Here is a 15,900-nt window from a genome sequence, read left to right as displayed (position 1 = left end):
CTGGGAACCCGGCTGTATTTTAATCCCTCTCGAGTTCCTCCAACTTTTTTAGCAGGGCGTTCTCCACCTCAAGCTTTCGTTTATCTGCTTTGAGCATGGAAATTTCTCTGTTCAAGCGGTCCGTCTCAGTGAGCTGGTCTTCTGATTTTCCTTTTCCGCGTCTGTCCTCAAGGCCGATTTCACCATATTCCTTGTATTTCACAATGATATTCCGGGCCTGCTGGTAACTCACCTCAAATCTTTCGGCAAGTTCACGATAACTGATATCCCCCTGTGCATGATACTGCGCAATCTCAACCCGTTCTGCGTACGTTGTTTTCCGTCCCTTGGTCAATGGTGAAGCTCCCTCCCGCGTCGTTCTTATTTCTTCACCATTATTGTAACGTATAATCCAATTCCGAACAGTTGTTTTCGACGGTATGTCATATTTGTGTGCGAGTTCGTGAGTGGAGATCATTCCATTCATATATTCTTTTGCGACCATTTTTTTAAAGCCGCGGGTATATGTTCTATGCCTGTCCCGTTTCTTTAATCCCTCAGCACCATGCTTCTCATACTTTATCCGCCACTTTCTAAGTGTCTCAACAGACACCTGATGCTTTGTGGATATATGGCTTGGACTGATGCCTACCCTCAATTCCTGAATCATTTTCAGCTTTTCTTCAAATGAATAATATTTGTCAGTCATAAAAGAACCCCCTCCAGGTTTACAGATGTTTTATTTCATCTGTAAACCTGGAGGGGGTCAAATCAAACCTATGAAGGCTTTTTTTGATCATGTAGCTATGAATATTCCAGAATTTAGGCATGATGAAGCACTCATCATCGGCGATTCGTTGACATCAGATATCAAAGGAGGCATCAATAGCGGAATAGACACATGCTGGTTCAACCCTTACAACCATACGAACCCGCATTCTTATGCCCCTGATTATATAGTTAGACGGTTGGATGAACTTACAGAAATACTGAATTACTGAAGGGGATGTTTCCTGTGAAACAATATGATGCGCCCTAAAACTTGGCGAATTGAGCACAAAAAAGGACGACACATTCATGTCGCCCCCTTACTATGGATTTCATATCAGCCACTGGCGTTCTTACCTAACTTCTTCAGTAAATCAATCAACTGAGCCTTCTCTTCTGCATCCAGTCCCCCGGACACCTGCTCAAGACGCTTCGCATGCTCCGGAAAAGTGTGTTTCATCAATTCTTGACCATTTTCCGTCAGGCTGGCATAAGTGATGCGCCGATCGCCACTGTATTGCTCTTTCATAACGTATCCTTCTCGTACAAGATTATTCACGACATACGTAATTGAACTTGAGGAAATCAATACTTTTTCCCCAATATGCTGAATTTGTTGGGGACCTTTACTATACAACAGTTCAAGTACCGCAAAAGCTGTAGGTTTCAAACCATGCTTCCGCATATCCCTGAAAGCTTCAGTCTGCAAGGCATGGAAAGCGTGGTGGAGTATAACGTATAATTTCAAGGATAGTGCTTGGTCGTTGGATTCATCCATGATTCATTTCTCCATTCAAGTTTATATTATCTTCATAACGTTTATTGTACTACAAAACATTTTGGGGATTGAAAATATGTTACACTGCTTACATATGCATTACGCATGTATATAGTGTAACAATTTAATGACGAGGAGGAAAATAAAATGTCGAACAAACCAAAACTCACTGGATGGAGGGCGATCGATTGGAAAATATTTCTACCTTCCATTTTACTAATCATTGCAATAAGCATACCCTTCTCATTCTATGAGTCACAATCTTTAAAAATACTCAACGGTATTTTTAATCAGATTATAGCATCGTTCGGATGGGGCTACATCTGGTATGCCACCATTCTTTTCGGACTTGGCCTTTATCTCTCTTTTTCAAAATACGGAAAAGTCGTACTGGGGGACCCTGGTGAGAAGCCGCGGTTTTCATTATTATCCTACGCTTCAATACTGATTGCAATGGGACTCGGTTCCACCATAATGAGAACTGGTATGATACAGTGGGCCGAAGTTGCAAACAATCCCCCTTTCGGTATAGAAGCTGGTTCCAATGAAGCCCTATTATGGGGTAACGCCTATGCAATGTACATGTGGAGCTTCCAGATCTTCTCCATATTTGTCATGACTGCTCCTGCAGTCGCTTATATCATCCACGTAAAGAAACGACCGATGATGCGCATTTCAGAAGCGACACGCGTCATCTTTGGAGATAAATTCACTGATGGCATCGGCGGTATACTTATAGATATACTTTTCCTTGTCAGCATCCTTTCAGGTGCTGCCGTCACGCTAGGGTTGGGCACACCGATCATCACATCCAACCTGGCTGCCCTTCTTGATATGGAAGTGACATTCACCATGACCATGATTGTCACCATCATCTGGGTATCATTGTTCTCGCTCAGTGCATACCTCGGCATCGAGAAAGGCATCAAGCGGTTGAGCGTGGCGAACATGTACCTTGCAGGGTTGCTTGCAGTATTCATATTGATCATCGGTCCGGGCGTTTTCATCTTTGATTATTTTACAGACACGGTTGGCCATCTACTGAATAATTATTTCGCCTATTCCTTTTTTACAGATTCATTAGCCGTGGAACAATCTGCGCATATGCGTGACCACATGATATTCTGGATTGCATATAGCTCTACTTGGGCGATGCTCCACAGTATCTTTGCCGCCAAAATATCCAAGGGAAGAACGATAAAGGAAATGATCCTGACTTATCTTCTCGCACCGACATTACTTTCTTGGATCGCTACAGGAGTATTGGGAGGCATTGGAGTCTACAGCCAACTGAACGGAGAACTCGATGTATTGGCATTGGCAAGCGAACAGGAAGCGGTGCAAATAATACCTGATATCCTTCAGACATTGCCATTCTCAAGCATAGTGATGGTCGTCTATATCATCATCGCCATGATTTTCCTTACTACGACACTCGACTCTACAACGTTTACAATTGCTGCCTATACAAGCAAGAATGACATGAGTAAACAGGATCCGTCTAAATTCCTAAGGATATTCATTGCCATCGTCATTACAGGATTGGCCCTTGTGCTCATGCAAATCGGAGGCCTCGCTCCTCTTGAAATTGTTTCCGGTATGATGGGATTACCGATCATACTTCTACAGTTCCTGACCGTCTATGCTGTAATAAAGATGATCGACAAGGACGAAGCTTGGAAATACAATACAAAAGAAGCTGCGAAGAAGAAGAATGTCTCAAGTGATTCATACTAGTAATACTCGCCATGCTTTAATTTAATGATTCGGCGTGCCCTAATTTGGTCATTTCGTAAGACAGAAGCACCCTATGGATTGTTTGCACAATACCCATGGGGTGCTTCTTCATATTGATTATCCGATTTGTGGCTATTGCTTAACCTCTTTACCCAAGAATGATTTAAGCATCCAATTATTTTTTTCTATATCCGTAGTCATGCTAATGAAAGTATCCGCTGTACGGTCATCTCCCGCTTCTTCGGCTACTTTTCTGCCTTCATCAAGCTCCTGGATGATATTATCATAATCCTGGACAAGCTGTCTGACCATCGCATTAGCCTCTATATCATATTCTGCTTCTTTTACAGTTGCCTTCTCAATTGCTTCAGATTGTTTGCCGATAGGCTCCCCACCAATAGCAAGTAGACGCTCTGCAAGCTCATCCACATATTCTGCTGCAGTGTCATACAACTCTTCAAATTTGTCGTGTAATGAGAAGAAGTTGTTTCCTTTAACGTACCAATGATAATTGTGAAGCTTAGTCCATAACACTGTAAAATTGGCGACTTGCAGATTAAGTGCATTTCTTACTTCCTGTTTACGATCTGAATTAGCCATTAATAATCACCTTTCCTGATTGATATCATTATTAAATATACCCTGGTCCACCGTCTATAAACTTCTTACAGTATGCTGTAGTCCAACAGATTGTAGGTTTTATGGTCGACCCTTTCCAATACCTCGTCTTGTTCCAATTTCTTGAATAGCCGGGTCAGTGTCTCAGGCTGCATACTCAAGTAGGACGCCAGATCCTTTTTCGTCATCGATAGCTTCAAACGATCGTTCTCATCCACATCCGTCCGTATGAATTCAATCAACCGCTCTTCACTGCTAAGCAATGAAATATTGGTGGCCTGTTGTTCGACTTCACTCAAGCGTTCAGAAAATCGTTCTATTATTTTGATTCCGATCTCTGGATACTCCTTAAGAAGCGTGTACAATTCTTTCTTTTGAATCTCACATACTTTCGAATCTTCTGCTGCTTCAGCATAGGAGTCATGCATTGTCTCCCCCCCAAAAAGAGCCAGTTCACCGGTAAAGTCTCCCGGCATGAGGACGCGGATCAACTGTTCTTTGCCCTCTTCGTTCAGACGGTATATACGAATCTTTCCGCGATGAAGGACAAACAGAGCGTTTTCGGGGTCTCCTGCCATATAAAGATGCTCTTGCCTTTTGTAAGTTTTTGAATTGACCTGGTTGAATACTTCATCCATTTCCTTATCGGTAAGATGGTTGAAAATCGGGACTTTCCTGACACACATCTTATGATTGGCGTGTTGTTCCATTACATAATGCCTCCTAACCCATGCTCTCTTTCATTTGTGCAACTTTCGGGCTGCGCTCCCTCAATTTTCTCAGACGCATTGCATTCAGTATGACAAGCAGTATGCTGACTTCATGTATGAGCATACCAGAGGCGAGATGGATATATCCATAAAGTACTCCGCCAAGCAGCAACGCCACCGTCAGCAACGCAATCGCTGTGTTTTGAAGCATAACTCTATAAGTTGCTTTCGAGATCGTAAATCCATGAGCCAACTGTTCCATCCTTGACCCCATCAACACTACATCTGCTGTCTCCATTGCGATATCCGTACCGCCGTGACCCATGGCGATTCCAACATCTGCAAATGCCAACGCTGGGGCATCATTGATGCCATCACCAACCATCATCACCCGCCTGCCCGCTTCTTTTTCATTCTCTATATACCTCATTTTATCATCGGGCATCAATTCTGCATGATATTCATCCAAACCGAGTATACCGCTTACCTTTTCAGCAGAATATGCGTTGTCACCCGTCAACATGACCAACTTCCCTACCCCTTTATCACGCAAAGTTGTGATTGCTTCAAAAGCATCTCTTCTGATTTGGTCCATGATGGATATGATCCCGACGACTTCACCATTCCTTGCTGCAAATATCGCTGTATTACCCATCTTTTGTTGTTTGATGTAATTTTCTTTAGTTCTCAGCCCTACATTCACCCCATAATCCTCCATCAGTTTGAGGTTGCCGATGACAAAATCATCTCCCCGATATTTCCCGGTGACCCCTCTGCCCTTCCATGCTTCTGCATCAGTTACATCTTCCATGTCCACGCTCAGTGAACGTTTTTTCGCCTCTTTGACGATTGTCTGTCCAAGGTGATGCTCACTGACCATTTCAATATTCGCAACCTGTTCAAGGAGCTTGTCTCGATCCGTATCATCAAATACCATGATATCTGATACTGAAGGGCGTCCTTCAGTTAAAGTACCTGTTTTATCAAATATCACTGTGTCAATTCTTGCAAAGTTATCTATAATTTCGCCACCCTTGATGAGTGCACCATTTTTAGCACCGTTGCCTATACCTGCAACGTAGGCTACAGGAGCTCCGATAATCAATGCACCTGGACAGGCGATGACCAAAAAGGTGATGGCGAGATGCAGGTTTCGTGTAAGCATGAAAACCAACACCGCGAGCACTACGATTGCTGGCGTATAGTACTGGGCAAACTTATTCAGGAACTTTTCCGTGCCACTCTTACTTTCCTGCGCTTCCTCTACCAGCTCAATGATTTTAGAGAATGTTGTATCTTCTCCGACCTTAGTTGCCGTCAGTTCAATATAACCTTCGTCTAGCACACTCCCACTAAACACTTCAGCCGCTTCATTTTTGAACCTCAGATTCGATTCTCCGGTTATGGCAGACTCATTGATGTGTGCCTGGCCACTTGATATGATGCCGTCAACTGGTATTTTACCCCCGGGTCTGACGATTACTCTCTCCCCCTCCTCCACCTCATCGACATCAACTTCGTGCTCCTGTCCGTCCCTTGACACAGTTGCCGTTGCAGGCGCCATATCTACAAGTGCCTGAATTGAATCCCTTGTTTTGTTCAGAGTCCTTTTTTCCAAATATGCGCCAAACAGGAACAAGAATGTTACAATTGCCGCTTCAGTGTATTCCTGTATCAACATCGCCCCAATTACTGCAATGGTGATGAGGAGTTCTATGCTGAAACTTTTCATCCTGAGTGCCATCCATGCTTTGTTGACGATTGGACCGATTGCTGCAATCGTTGCAGCAATGAATGTCATATTCATTATTTCGGCATACCCCGCCACCCTGAATATTATTCCCACTATGATCAATGCTCCAGAAACATACATCATTTGGTTCAAATGCTTATTTAGCCACCTCGTCATAATTGCCACCTCTTCTGTTTTATTTTTAATTGCCGGCGCCTTGCTTAATTCTTATTATAGACGCTGCCGGCTGATTAAAAATTGATGGTCATCAATATTCGATACAAAAAAAGAACTGCAGGCAAAAGCCTGCAGTTCTTCTACTCTATAAGCCCTACCATTTTCAGGCCGTGGAGGAGACCATCCTCATCCACATCTTTAGTGACATACTTGGCATACGATTTAACTTCGTCGGCCGCATTGCCCATCGCTACACTATGATGGACGGCGCTCAACATTTCCAGATCATTCGGACCATCTCCGAATGCATACTGATTCTCATCAGAAATCCCCAATTGGGTAGTTATTTTTTCGATGCCGAGCGCTTTTGATCCGCCCTTCGGCAAGACATCAATGCTGACCGGATGCCATCTGATGAAGTCGAATGCAACATGCTTTTCTTCATACTGTGCATCCTCACCCTCCGGGCAGAAGAGCAGCGTCTGATAAAGTGTTCGTGTCTCATGATATGTGGGATCATGACCAGGCATCATGCCGAGCTTCAGTGTCGAAATGCCTTCTGTGATATATTCATGTTCAGGCACGTTCGACATCATATCTTCTTCATCCAGATAGACGACCGGATGGTCATTGCCGAGGGCGTCTTCCGTCAGAGCCTCCAACGCTTTTGAGTCGAGGGGGTTTCTATATATGGTCTGACCCTCGAGGACGACATATTGACCATTGAAACTGACATATGTATCGATGCCGAGTGTCTCCCTCAATTCTTTGAACATAAATGGAGCACGCCCTGTTGCGATTGCAACGATATGACCCGCTTTCTTCAATTCCGCGATTGCCTGCTTGGCTGAAGACGGCAGCTTTTTATCATGATCCAACAAAGTTCCGTCAATATCAAAGAAAATAATGCTTTTACCCTTCATCCCTTGCACCTCATCCATTATTTACATTCGAAAGCATAACCATCATACCTTATGAAAAGCCTTTCATGTCAAAGAAAGCCACTTATTGAAGGGGCTACGATAAGGTATCGCCTGTATGGCAACTTTAGATCGGGAGTATTCATTTGACGATCATTACAGGGATTTCTGCACGTTTAGCCACTTTGTGGCTGACACTGCCAAGCACCATCTCCTGGAATCTGCTCAACCCCCTGCTACCTATGACCACAAGCTCATAATCCTCCAATTCAGCTTCTTTAATGATTTCTTTAGCGGGCAGGCCGCGGCGCGTCAAATATTTATGTCCCACATTCTCCCTGTCGAAGAATGCAATGATGGAAGACACTTCATCCTTCTTTTTTTTATTCCATGCGCGTTCATTCGTCGACCTTACTATGTCCCCCTGGTTATCATCAGGGTCCATCACATGGAGGAGGGTGATCCGGGTTTTACCATCTGCAAGATGAAGTGCTTCTTCCGCCGCTCTGCGACTATTCTCGGAGCCATCTATTGCCAATAACACTTCCTTATACATCCACTCATCCTTTCTGGGCTAGAAATATTTGGTCACTGATTAGACAGTGCGACTGTTTACCAGTTTCATCATCACTTTTATCAAGGGCCATAAGCGCTTGATATATGGCGCGCGATTTACATGAAAAGATTTACAAAACCCTTCCCGTCGAAGATGTCGTGCAATTGCAGAAACCTAGATGATTTTACATTTTAATTTCCTTGATTCAATCCGCCCACGTATAATGGAGCAAAAGAGAGGAGTTGAAACCATGGTCACAATTCAAATGATTGACGATGCAGCAAAAAGAATACAAGAGCATATAACTGAAACGCCCCTCATCAGAGCGCGGGCACTTGATGAAGCTTTAGGATGCCGAGTCTATTTAAAGCTGGAAAATATGCAGATTACAGGGTCCTTCAAATTCCGTGGAGCCATGAACAAAATATTGAAGATGTCTTCTAGGGATAAGGAAAAAGGCATCATTACCGCATCATCCGGCAATCATGGGAAGGCGGTGGCATATGCTGCAAAATCACTAGGCATAAAAGCAACTGTGGTTGTTCCCGATACCGCATCGCCATTCAAGGTTCACTCTATCGAACAGTATGGTGCGGACATTATCAAATGCAATGTCTCAGAACGCTTCACCATCAGTGAGGAACTAGCTGAAAAACATGGTTATACACTGCTTCACCCTTATGACGATGCCGATATTATGGCAGGACAGGGAACTGTCGGTTCTGAAATTATAAACGCATCGCCGAACATCGACAAAATAATAGTGCCGACGAGCGGGGGCGGCTTGCTTGGAGGCATCCTTTCAGCTGTCAAACCTGTCATGGAAAACATTAAGGTGTATGGAGCCGAGCCTGCCTCCGTACCACGTTACACCGTAAGCCTGAAAGCAGGTGAGAGAAAAAAGGTCGAAGACCAGCATACCCTTGCAGATGCACTCGTCACTAATCAGCCAGGCATTGAAAATTTCCCGGTCATCCAGAAACATGCCGATGGCATGCTAAATGTCCAGGAGGAAATGCTGCTGTCGGCTACCAGATTGATGCTGATGGAGGGCAAGATCCTTGCAGAACCTTCGGGCTGTATCGGAATTGCCGCCATACTCTCAAAGCAGTTAAAAGTGAATGCTGATGATGATATATGCTTTGTCATCTCTGGTGGTAATGCTGGTGATGCATTGCTCAAACAACTGGAAAGTCTCTGAACCTAAAAAACAAATATAAAGTCAAAACAACTATCTATTTTTAACTTCCTTTGAAATGAGTTTATAGGATTTCCATTTATCTTCGGGCGAATGCGTAATTGTGATGATTATGAATTCATCGACTCCGGTGGATTCCTGAAGCCTTTCAAGCTCATCCACAACATCAGTCGGGTCACCGATAATCATCTTCTGCTTAGCCGCTTCAACTTTTGCGGGGTCTTCCATTGAATCCATATACGCACGTGCCGTTTCAGAAGACGGCACTTTTTCTGTTGCACCCTCCGACTGCATCAATTGCCATACAACCCAGCTGTCGGCGATTTCATGTGCTTCTTCCGAAGTATCCGCACAAACGATTGATATCCCCAACATTGCTTGAGGCCAGTCCTGACCATCCCGTGGTTGGAACTCCTTCTTATACTGTTTCACCACTTCTGATCCGTCTTCATCACTCATGAATTGACCAAAACAATAGGACAGCCCTTTTTCTGCTGCAAAAGTTGCACTCTTGGGGCTGGTGCCAAGCATCCACAAAGATGGTGGAACAGCTGGAAGCGGATTAGCAGGCGGATTAGCAGTGGCATTTTGATTGTGCTCGATCAATTCATCCACCAGCTCCGGCATTTTGAACACTTGGGGTAAAAAGGCGTCCGTCAAGGCTTCAGATGCTTCAGATGGTCCGCCTGGTGCCCGACCGATACCGAGATCTACTCGCCCTTCAAATAGCGTTGCCAGCATATTGAAATTTTCTGCCACTTTGTAAGGTTTATAGTATGGGAGCAATGTGGCTCCTGATCCGATTCTTATTTGTTTCGTGTGGGACCCTACATATCCCAAAAACACTTCCGGCGTACTGGAGGCCAGGCTAGGTAGAGCGTGGTGTTCAGCCACCCAAAATCGATTGAACCCATATTCATCTCCGACTTGGGCCAGTTGGCACGATGCTTCCAAGGCCTCTTTTGCAGATTGGCCTTCAGAAATTGGAGCCTGGTCCAAAATACTCAGTCTCATAACTTGTCTCCCCCTATGCAACCTCTTGTAGCGTGACACGGTATTCTGCAGTTTGTCCTGGCTCATATAGATTATCCAGTGAAGTCGAATAATTTACTATCGTTCCCTTGAAATCCAAAGATTCGGAAGGCAATTTGATATCGAAAGTCCGCTCGTATAACAGCACTGCAATATCATGATAATCTTTGCTGGTGACATTAAAGATTACCGTCAAGCGTCGTTGGCCACCTTCATTTTCCAGTTTATAATCCTTTATCGGTATTTGTGTGTCATTCAAGAACACTTGTTGTGACATGCTATCATCCTTTCCCGTCTAGAATATCATATTCATAGCTGCTGCTAAGATTGATTGCTCACTGTCCCATAATACGGACAGACTGCAATAGAAAGCACGTAATCAATACTTCTGACTACGTGCTTTCTGTTTAATATTAACTCGATGTTGGACTTGAGGCATATTTGGCATATCTCGAGTCCAGCATGTTCGCAAGCACCCTTGTCTCCAGTCCGAATGCCTTCATGACAAGCAGATGAACCTTTGCTTGTGTCAGCGTATAGACATACCATGGCAAGGTTGGCTCATATTCGTGGATGGCGATGAGCACTTCATTCGAGTCCAGAATTCTTCTGAATTCCAGGCGAGCACGCCCGTCCTGCCGCTCCTGAGAAAATTTTCCTCCCTTAATATAATAAAGGATGCGATCTTCATAAGAGCGTTCTTTGGAACGCTCAAGGACAAGGATTGGAGATTTGAAGAAAGGTAAGGTGATTGATGTTTCGGCATCTCTCACCCGGGTCGTAATGAATTTGCCACCGATTCTTGATAGCCAATTAATGTAATAGTCAGCAGCATCGTCAACCGACCACTTGGCGGGAATCCGAATGCGCTGTACGGATTTCACATCATTTTTCTCAAGATCCTGTTTTTTTATCACTTCCGGTCTTGATAATCCGGCAGTATCCATTTCGTCGTCAAGCGCAATACGCACGCTCTCCTTGAATGTCGTCTTGGCGTCTGAAATGCCTTCAACGCGATTTTCATCGTGCATCACCATGCTGTGGGATAGACTTTCCAACAGAGGATAGACCATTTCTTTAGGTTTCTGGGCAATGAGTCTTACCCATAGTTTCGACAAAGTTATAGGAATGATCGGCACATCAACCATCGGCAGTTTTTTTCCCATCACTTCAGCTGTCTCTTCAAATAGCTGCTTATATGTCTTCTCTTCAGGTCCGCCTATATCGATGGATTCATTGTTTTTTGGTTCCCGTCTGACGATTTTGCCTAATCCCTCGATGACCTCCTTCAATGCAACAGGATGCGTACGATTATATGCCCAAGAAGGCAATATCAACGTTGGCAGCCGTTTGACAAGATTATGCAAGATTGGGAAAGATGATCCTTTCGGACCTACTATAAGCCCCGCCCTCAATGTTGTTACAGGGATTCCGTAAGCCCCCAAAATCTCCTCGCACTCAAGGCGGCTCGATAGATGCTCCGATAAATGAGCATCTTCTGGTATGATTCCACTTAGGTAAATGATTCTCTTGACGCCCTTTTGTTTAGCAGCCCACGCAAAATTATCGGCTAGAATCGCATCCATATCCTTAAACTTTCCTTGAGACAACTTTGACGAAGGCTGCATCGAGTGTACGAGATACACCGCAATATCTATATCCTCCATCACTTCTTCAATATCTATCTGCGAATAAAGATCCGCTTCCTTCCAAGTTACATTCTCTTCATTCTTTTTGTTAGATGTGTTTCTCGACACTGCGACTATTTCATTATCTTCTTTAAGACTCTTTAATAGATTGCCGCCTATATATCCTGAAGCTCCGGTCAATAGAATCTTCATCTTAGCACCTCTCCCATATTTATTTTCTGTATCGTTGTCCATACCCTTTTTTTAAAAGTATAGTCTTCAAAAGTAAAGTGCTCATCTGCAAGAGGTTTTAATTTTTAATTATTTTAAATTTGACAACTTGATTGAATTTATAGATAATACTAAAAGCAAACGTTTTCAAATGAGGGTGCATTTGATAAGTTTGTCATATTACACAATTGTAGTGTTGTAATAGTCCTGTAATTAGCAGTATAATTAGAATAATAAAAAAGGAGTGAATTGTATGAAAAGTTTTAAGGCTTTATTGCTTTTCCTGACTTTGACACTCGTCCTTGCCGCATGTAACTTCGGTGGAGACGACAGCGGAAATGGTGGCGGCGAAGAAGGCAGTTCCAGCAGCGAAGGATCAGATGGTAAAACCATCAACCTTTCGATTGCTTCAGACCCACCTTCTTTCCACCCAGCACTCGCGACTGATACGACTTCTGGTGCAATCATGGCAAGTGTTTTTGAAGGCTTGACACGTCTCGATCCTGAAGGTAACCCTGAGCCTGCCATGGCTGAGAATATCGAGGTCAGTGAAGATGAAAAAACGTATACGTATACTTTAAGAGATGCTCAATGGTCCAATGGTGACCCTGTTACAGCAGATGATTTCGAATATGCCTGGAAATGGGCACTTGACCCTGAGAATGCTTCAGACTATGCATATCAACTGTACTACATAGAAGGTGCTGAAGCATACAACTCAGGCGAAGGCTCTGCAGAAGATGTAGCAGTTACAGCAGTTGATGAAAAGACACTTGAAGTAACACTGGTCAACCCGACACCTTACTTTGATGAATTGACGGCCTTCTACACTTACTACCCTGTCAACTCTAAGATGGCAGAAGAAAATCCAGATTGGCACACGGATCCAAATGGTGAGAACTATATTGGAAATGGACCATTCAATCTGGAAAGCTTCACAAGTTCAGATGAAATTGTCCTTCAAAAGAATGAGGATTACTGGGATTCTGAAAATGTAGCGCTTGAAACAGTTAACATCGACATGGTGGAAAGTGAATCCACTGCACTTAAAATGTACGAAGGCGGAGATCTTGACTATCTCGGCTCACCGTTCAACTCAATTGATTTGAATGCTCTTAATAAGTTTAAGGACAATGGTACGTTGAATGTCAGCGACCAAGCCGGTACTTATATGTATGTATTCAATACACAAGATGAAATCATGCAGAACAAAAATATCCGTGAGGCGCTCACAATCGCCATCGATCGTGAAGGGCTCATCAACAACGTCACTAAAGGTGAACAAGAACCTGCAACAGGTCTCGTACCTCTGACAATGGAAGGCTTTGAAGATCCTGAAGAATACTTTGAACCAGGTAACATGGACGATGCAAAAGCAGCTCTTGATGCTGGACTTGAAGAACTCGGTATGGAAGACCCTTCCGAACTCAGCATTGCACTCTCCTACAATACAAGTGAAGCGCACGCTGCTATTGCACAGTTCGTACAACAAGGTTGGAAAGAGAACCTGGGAATCGATGTCACACTCGATAACTCAGAGTGGCAAGTCTATCTTGAAGCACTTGACGCCGGTGAACACCAAGTTGGCCGTTACGGCTGGCTCGCCGACTTCAACGACCCTGTCAACTTCCTTGAAATCTTCAAAACAGAAGAAGGTAACAACAACACAGGCTGGACAGATGAAGAATACATCAACCTTCTAGACCAGGCATCAGAAGAAACAGACGAAGCAGCCCGTACAGAAATGCTACAGGAAGCTGAAAGTGTCTTCATGGAAGACTTCCCGATTGCACCGATATATTTCTACACGAACCTCTCGGTGCATGAAGATAAAGTTAAGAATATGACACCAGACCCACTTGGTAACGTACAATTGAAATACGTAGACATCGAAGAATAGACTTCATAAGATAAGAAATACACTGTCAGGTGAGTATAAATATACTCACCTGTCATTTTTGAGGAAGGAGCGCTAAAGATGGTCAAATATATTGGTCAGCGCCTTATATACATCATCATTGCTTTATTTATAATTATCACAGCAACATTTTTCTTGATGCGCTTGGCTCCAGGAAACCCCTTCGCTTCAGAAAGGACAGTGCCCCCAGCCATCCAGGAAAGTCTGAATGAAAAATATGGTCTCGATGATCCATGGTATGTTCAGTACGGAGAATATCTGGTAAATACAGTTAAAGGCGATTTTGGTACTTCAATGAAATATCGGTATCGTGAAACAAACGATATGATCGCAGAAGGCTTCCCAATTTCAATGACACTTGGACTTGAAGCCATGTTCATTGCAGTCGGTATGGGAGTATTGATCGGTACCATTGCTGCACTATTCCATAACAAGTGGCCAGATTACCTGATGAGCGTAATAGCCGTCATCGGTATATCAGTACCATCCTTTGTAATGGCCTCGATACTACAGTATTACCTTGCCCTAAAAGCCGGATGGTTCCCTATCGCAGGGTGGGAAGGTTTCCTATACAGCATATTGCCGGCCGTGGCTTTAGCTTCCACGCCTATGGCATTTATAGCCAAACTGACACGTTCCAGCATGCTTGAAGAAACGAATAGTGAATATGTCAAAATGGCTAAAGCAAAAGGCATATCAAAATGGGTGGTCGTCTTCAAACACGCCCTAAGAAATGCATTATTGCCTGTCGTTACATATTTGGCTCCGCTCACAGCAGGAATCATTACCGGCAGTTTCGTCATCGAAGAGATTTTTGCAATCCCTGGCATGGGTAAATATTTTGTTACGAGTATCACAAACCGTGACTATACAGTAATAATGGGTACGACGGTCTTCTACTCTATCATCCTGCTTCTTGCTGTATTATTAGTTGATATTCTTTACAGCTTTATCGACCCGCGCATCAAACTGAGAGGAGGAAAATCAGGTGGCAAATAAAGATATTCCGAAACTCAACGATTCAGATTTTGAAGTTGTCGGTACACGTTCCGACGAAACAGAAATACTTGCCAAGAAGTCGATTTCCTTCTGGGGAGAAGTATCCAGAAGATTCATAAGAAATAAGCTGGCGCTAGTAGGATTTGTCACACTTTTCCTCATTATTCTCGGTGCCATATTCGCACCCATGATTTCAGAATTCTCCTATAGACAGCAGAATGGAGATTACAATGTTTCTCCAAACGGCACATATTGGTTTGGAACTGACGATCTTGGACGTGACATATTCACACGTGTATGGATTGGGGCTCGAATCTCAATATTCATCGGTTTCGCAGCCGCGATCATCGACCTTATAATCGGTGTAGCCTGGGGAGCCATCGCTGGCTTGAAAGGCGGACGGACTGACGAAATTATGATGCGTATCGCTGATATCCTAACAGCTATTCCGTATCTTCTTGTTGTCATCATACTCCTTGTTGTCATGCAGCCTGGGCTGATTCCTATGATCATTGCATTGTCTCTGACAGGTTGGGTGAACATGGCTCGTATTACACGCTCGGAGATACTTAAACTGAAGAACCAGGAGTATGTACTTGCCGCCAGGACACTTGGTGCCAAAAATCTCCATTTGATCAGAAGGCACCTACTTCCCAACGCACTTGGCGCCATACTCGTTACGATGACACTTACAATACCGAATGCGATCTTCACAGAAGCATTCCTAAGTTATTTGGGGCTTGGTGTACCTGCGCCACTAGCCAGTTGGGGTACTATGGCCAACGATGGCTATCCGGCATTGGCGAACGCACCTTGGAGACTATTTTTCCCAGCGCTATTTATCAGTTTGACAATCTTTGCATTTAATTCGATTGGCGATGGACTGAGAGACGCTTTGGATCCTAAGTTAAGGAAGTGA

At 43.8% G+C, this 15,900-nt stretch carries 16 protein-coding genes; 6 read left to right on the top strand and 10 right to left on the bottom strand.

Going from position 1 to position 15,900, the window contains the following annotated elements:
• Positions 1-19: 19 nt before the first annotated feature.
• The gene (locus tag ACZ43I_RS01255; protein ID WP_344703107.1) at positions 20-688 is read right to left on the bottom strand and encodes a transposase; all 669 of its coding nucleotides are present in this window, start codon (positions 686-688) and stop codon (positions 20-22) included.
• Positions 689-758: 70 nt separating this feature from the next.
• Here ACZ43I_RS01255 and ACZ43I_RS01250 point away from each other — a divergent pair, with 70 nt between their 5' ends.
• Positions 759-980, top strand: a complete 222-nt coding sequence (locus ACZ43I_RS01250) for an HAD hydrolase-like protein (RefSeq protein ID WP_344703464.1) — start codon at positions 759-761, stop codon at positions 978-980.
• A gap of 104 nt (positions 981-1,084) precedes the next feature.
• Here ACZ43I_RS01250 and ACZ43I_RS01245 read toward each other — a convergent pair whose 3' ends face one another.
• Positions 1,085-1,525: a MarR family winged helix-turn-helix transcriptional regulator gene (locus ACZ43I_RS01245; protein ID WP_344703462.1), complete on the bottom strand. Its 441-nt coding sequence runs from the start codon at positions 1,523-1,525 to the stop codon at positions 1,085-1,087.
• A gap of 147 nt (positions 1,526-1,672) precedes the next feature.
• Between ACZ43I_RS01245 and ACZ43I_RS01240 the strand changes: the two genes are divergently transcribed.
• Positions 1,673-3,262 carry a BCCT family transporter gene (locus tag ACZ43I_RS01240; protein ID WP_344703461.1) on the top strand — a complete coding sequence of 530 codons (1,590 nt, stop codon included), beginning with the start codon at positions 1,673-1,675 and terminating at the stop codon, positions 3,260-3,262.
• A gap of 132 nt (positions 3,263-3,394) precedes the next feature.
• Here ACZ43I_RS01240 and ACZ43I_RS01235 read toward each other — a convergent pair whose 3' ends face one another.
• The 5 genes from ACZ43I_RS01235 to ACZ43I_RS01215 all read right to left on the bottom strand — a co-directional run bounded on the left by ACZ43I_RS01235 (position 3,395) and on the right by ACZ43I_RS01215 (position 7,975).
• Complete coding sequence (locus ACZ43I_RS01235) at positions 3,395-3,862, bottom strand: Dps family protein (protein WP_344703459.1); 468 nt, start codon at positions 3,860-3,862, stop codon at positions 3,395-3,397.
• A 65-nt stretch (positions 3,863-3,927) separates the two neighbouring features.
• Entirely contained in the window at positions 3,928-4,590 is a 663-nt protein-coding gene (locus ACZ43I_RS01230; RefSeq protein WP_344703457.1) for a Crp/Fnr family transcriptional regulator, read from the bottom strand.
• 13 nt (positions 4,591-4,603) lie between these two features.
• The gene (locus ACZ43I_RS01225) at positions 4,604-6,499 is read right to left on the bottom strand and encodes a heavy metal translocating P-type ATPase (protein ID WP_344703455.1); all 1,896 of its coding nucleotides are present in this window, start codon (positions 6,497-6,499) and stop codon (positions 4,604-4,606) included.
• Positions 6,500-6,639: 140 nt separating this feature from the next.
• Positions 6,640-7,422: a Cof-type HAD-IIB family hydrolase gene (locus ACZ43I_RS01220; protein ID WP_344703453.1), complete on the bottom strand. Its 783-nt coding sequence runs from the start codon at positions 7,420-7,422 to the stop codon at positions 6,640-6,642.
• 139 nt (positions 7,423-7,561) lie between these two features.
• A complete protein-coding gene (locus tag ACZ43I_RS01215) occupies positions 7,562-7,975 on the bottom strand; it encodes a universal stress protein (RefSeq protein WP_344703451.1) in 414 nt (137 codons plus the stop codon).
• A 250-nt stretch (positions 7,976-8,225) separates the two neighbouring features.
• Between ACZ43I_RS01215 and ACZ43I_RS01210 the strand changes: the two genes are divergently transcribed.
• The gene (locus ACZ43I_RS01210; RefSeq protein WP_344703449.1) at positions 8,226-9,176 is read left to right on the top strand and encodes a threonine ammonia-lyase; all 951 of its coding nucleotides are present in this window, start codon (positions 8,226-8,228) and stop codon (positions 9,174-9,176) included.
• A 30-nt stretch (positions 9,177-9,206) separates the two neighbouring features.
• On the opposite strand, the gene ACZ43I_RS01205 is transcribed toward ACZ43I_RS01210, so the two are convergent.
• The 3 genes from ACZ43I_RS01205 to ACZ43I_RS01195 all read right to left on the bottom strand — a co-directional run bounded on the left by ACZ43I_RS01205 (position 9,207) and on the right by ACZ43I_RS01195 (position 12,046).
• Positions 9,207-10,187, bottom strand: coding sequence for an LLM class flavin-dependent oxidoreductase (locus ACZ43I_RS01205; protein WP_344703447.1), 981 nt, complete (start codon positions 10,185-10,187; stop codon positions 9,207-9,209).
• Between the two features lie 13 nt (positions 10,188-10,200).
• The gene (locus tag ACZ43I_RS01200; RefSeq protein ID WP_344703445.1) at positions 10,201-10,482 is read right to left on the bottom strand and encodes a DUF3219 family protein; all 282 of its coding nucleotides are present in this window, start codon (positions 10,480-10,482) and stop codon (positions 10,201-10,203) included.
• A 136-nt stretch (positions 10,483-10,618) separates the two neighbouring features.
• On the bottom strand, positions 10,619-12,046 hold the full coding sequence (locus ACZ43I_RS01195; RefSeq protein ID WP_344703443.1) for an NAD(P)H-binding protein: 1,428 nt from the start codon (positions 12,044-12,046) through the stop codon (positions 10,619-10,621).
• A 271-nt stretch (positions 12,047-12,317) separates the two neighbouring features.
• On the opposite strand from ACZ43I_RS01195, the gene ACZ43I_RS01190 reads away from it, so the two are divergent.
• The 3 genes from ACZ43I_RS01190 to ACZ43I_RS01180 all read left to right on the top strand — a co-directional run bounded on the left by ACZ43I_RS01190 (position 12,318) and on the right by ACZ43I_RS01180 (position 15,900).
• Positions 12,318-13,964 (top strand): peptide ABC transporter substrate-binding protein, encoded by a 1,647-nt coding sequence (locus ACZ43I_RS01190; RefSeq protein WP_344703441.1) that lies wholly within the window; start codon positions 12,318-12,320, stop codon positions 13,962-13,964.
• A 78-nt stretch (positions 13,965-14,042) separates the two neighbouring features.
• Entirely contained in the window at positions 14,043-14,981 is a 939-nt protein-coding gene (locus ACZ43I_RS01185; protein WP_344703439.1) for an ABC transporter permease, read from the top strand.
• Positions 14,982-14,985: 4 nt separating this feature from the next.
• Positions 14,986-15,900 (top strand): ABC transporter permease, encoded by a 915-nt coding sequence (locus tag ACZ43I_RS01180; protein WP_344703466.1) that lies wholly within the window; start codon positions 14,986-14,988, stop codon positions 15,898-15,900.

The sequence above is a fragment of the Salinicoccus jeotgali genome, from assembly GCF_055379195.1.
The sequence above is the reverse complement of the archived record's forward strand: the minus strand, read 5'-3'. Positions and strand labels throughout refer to the sequence as shown.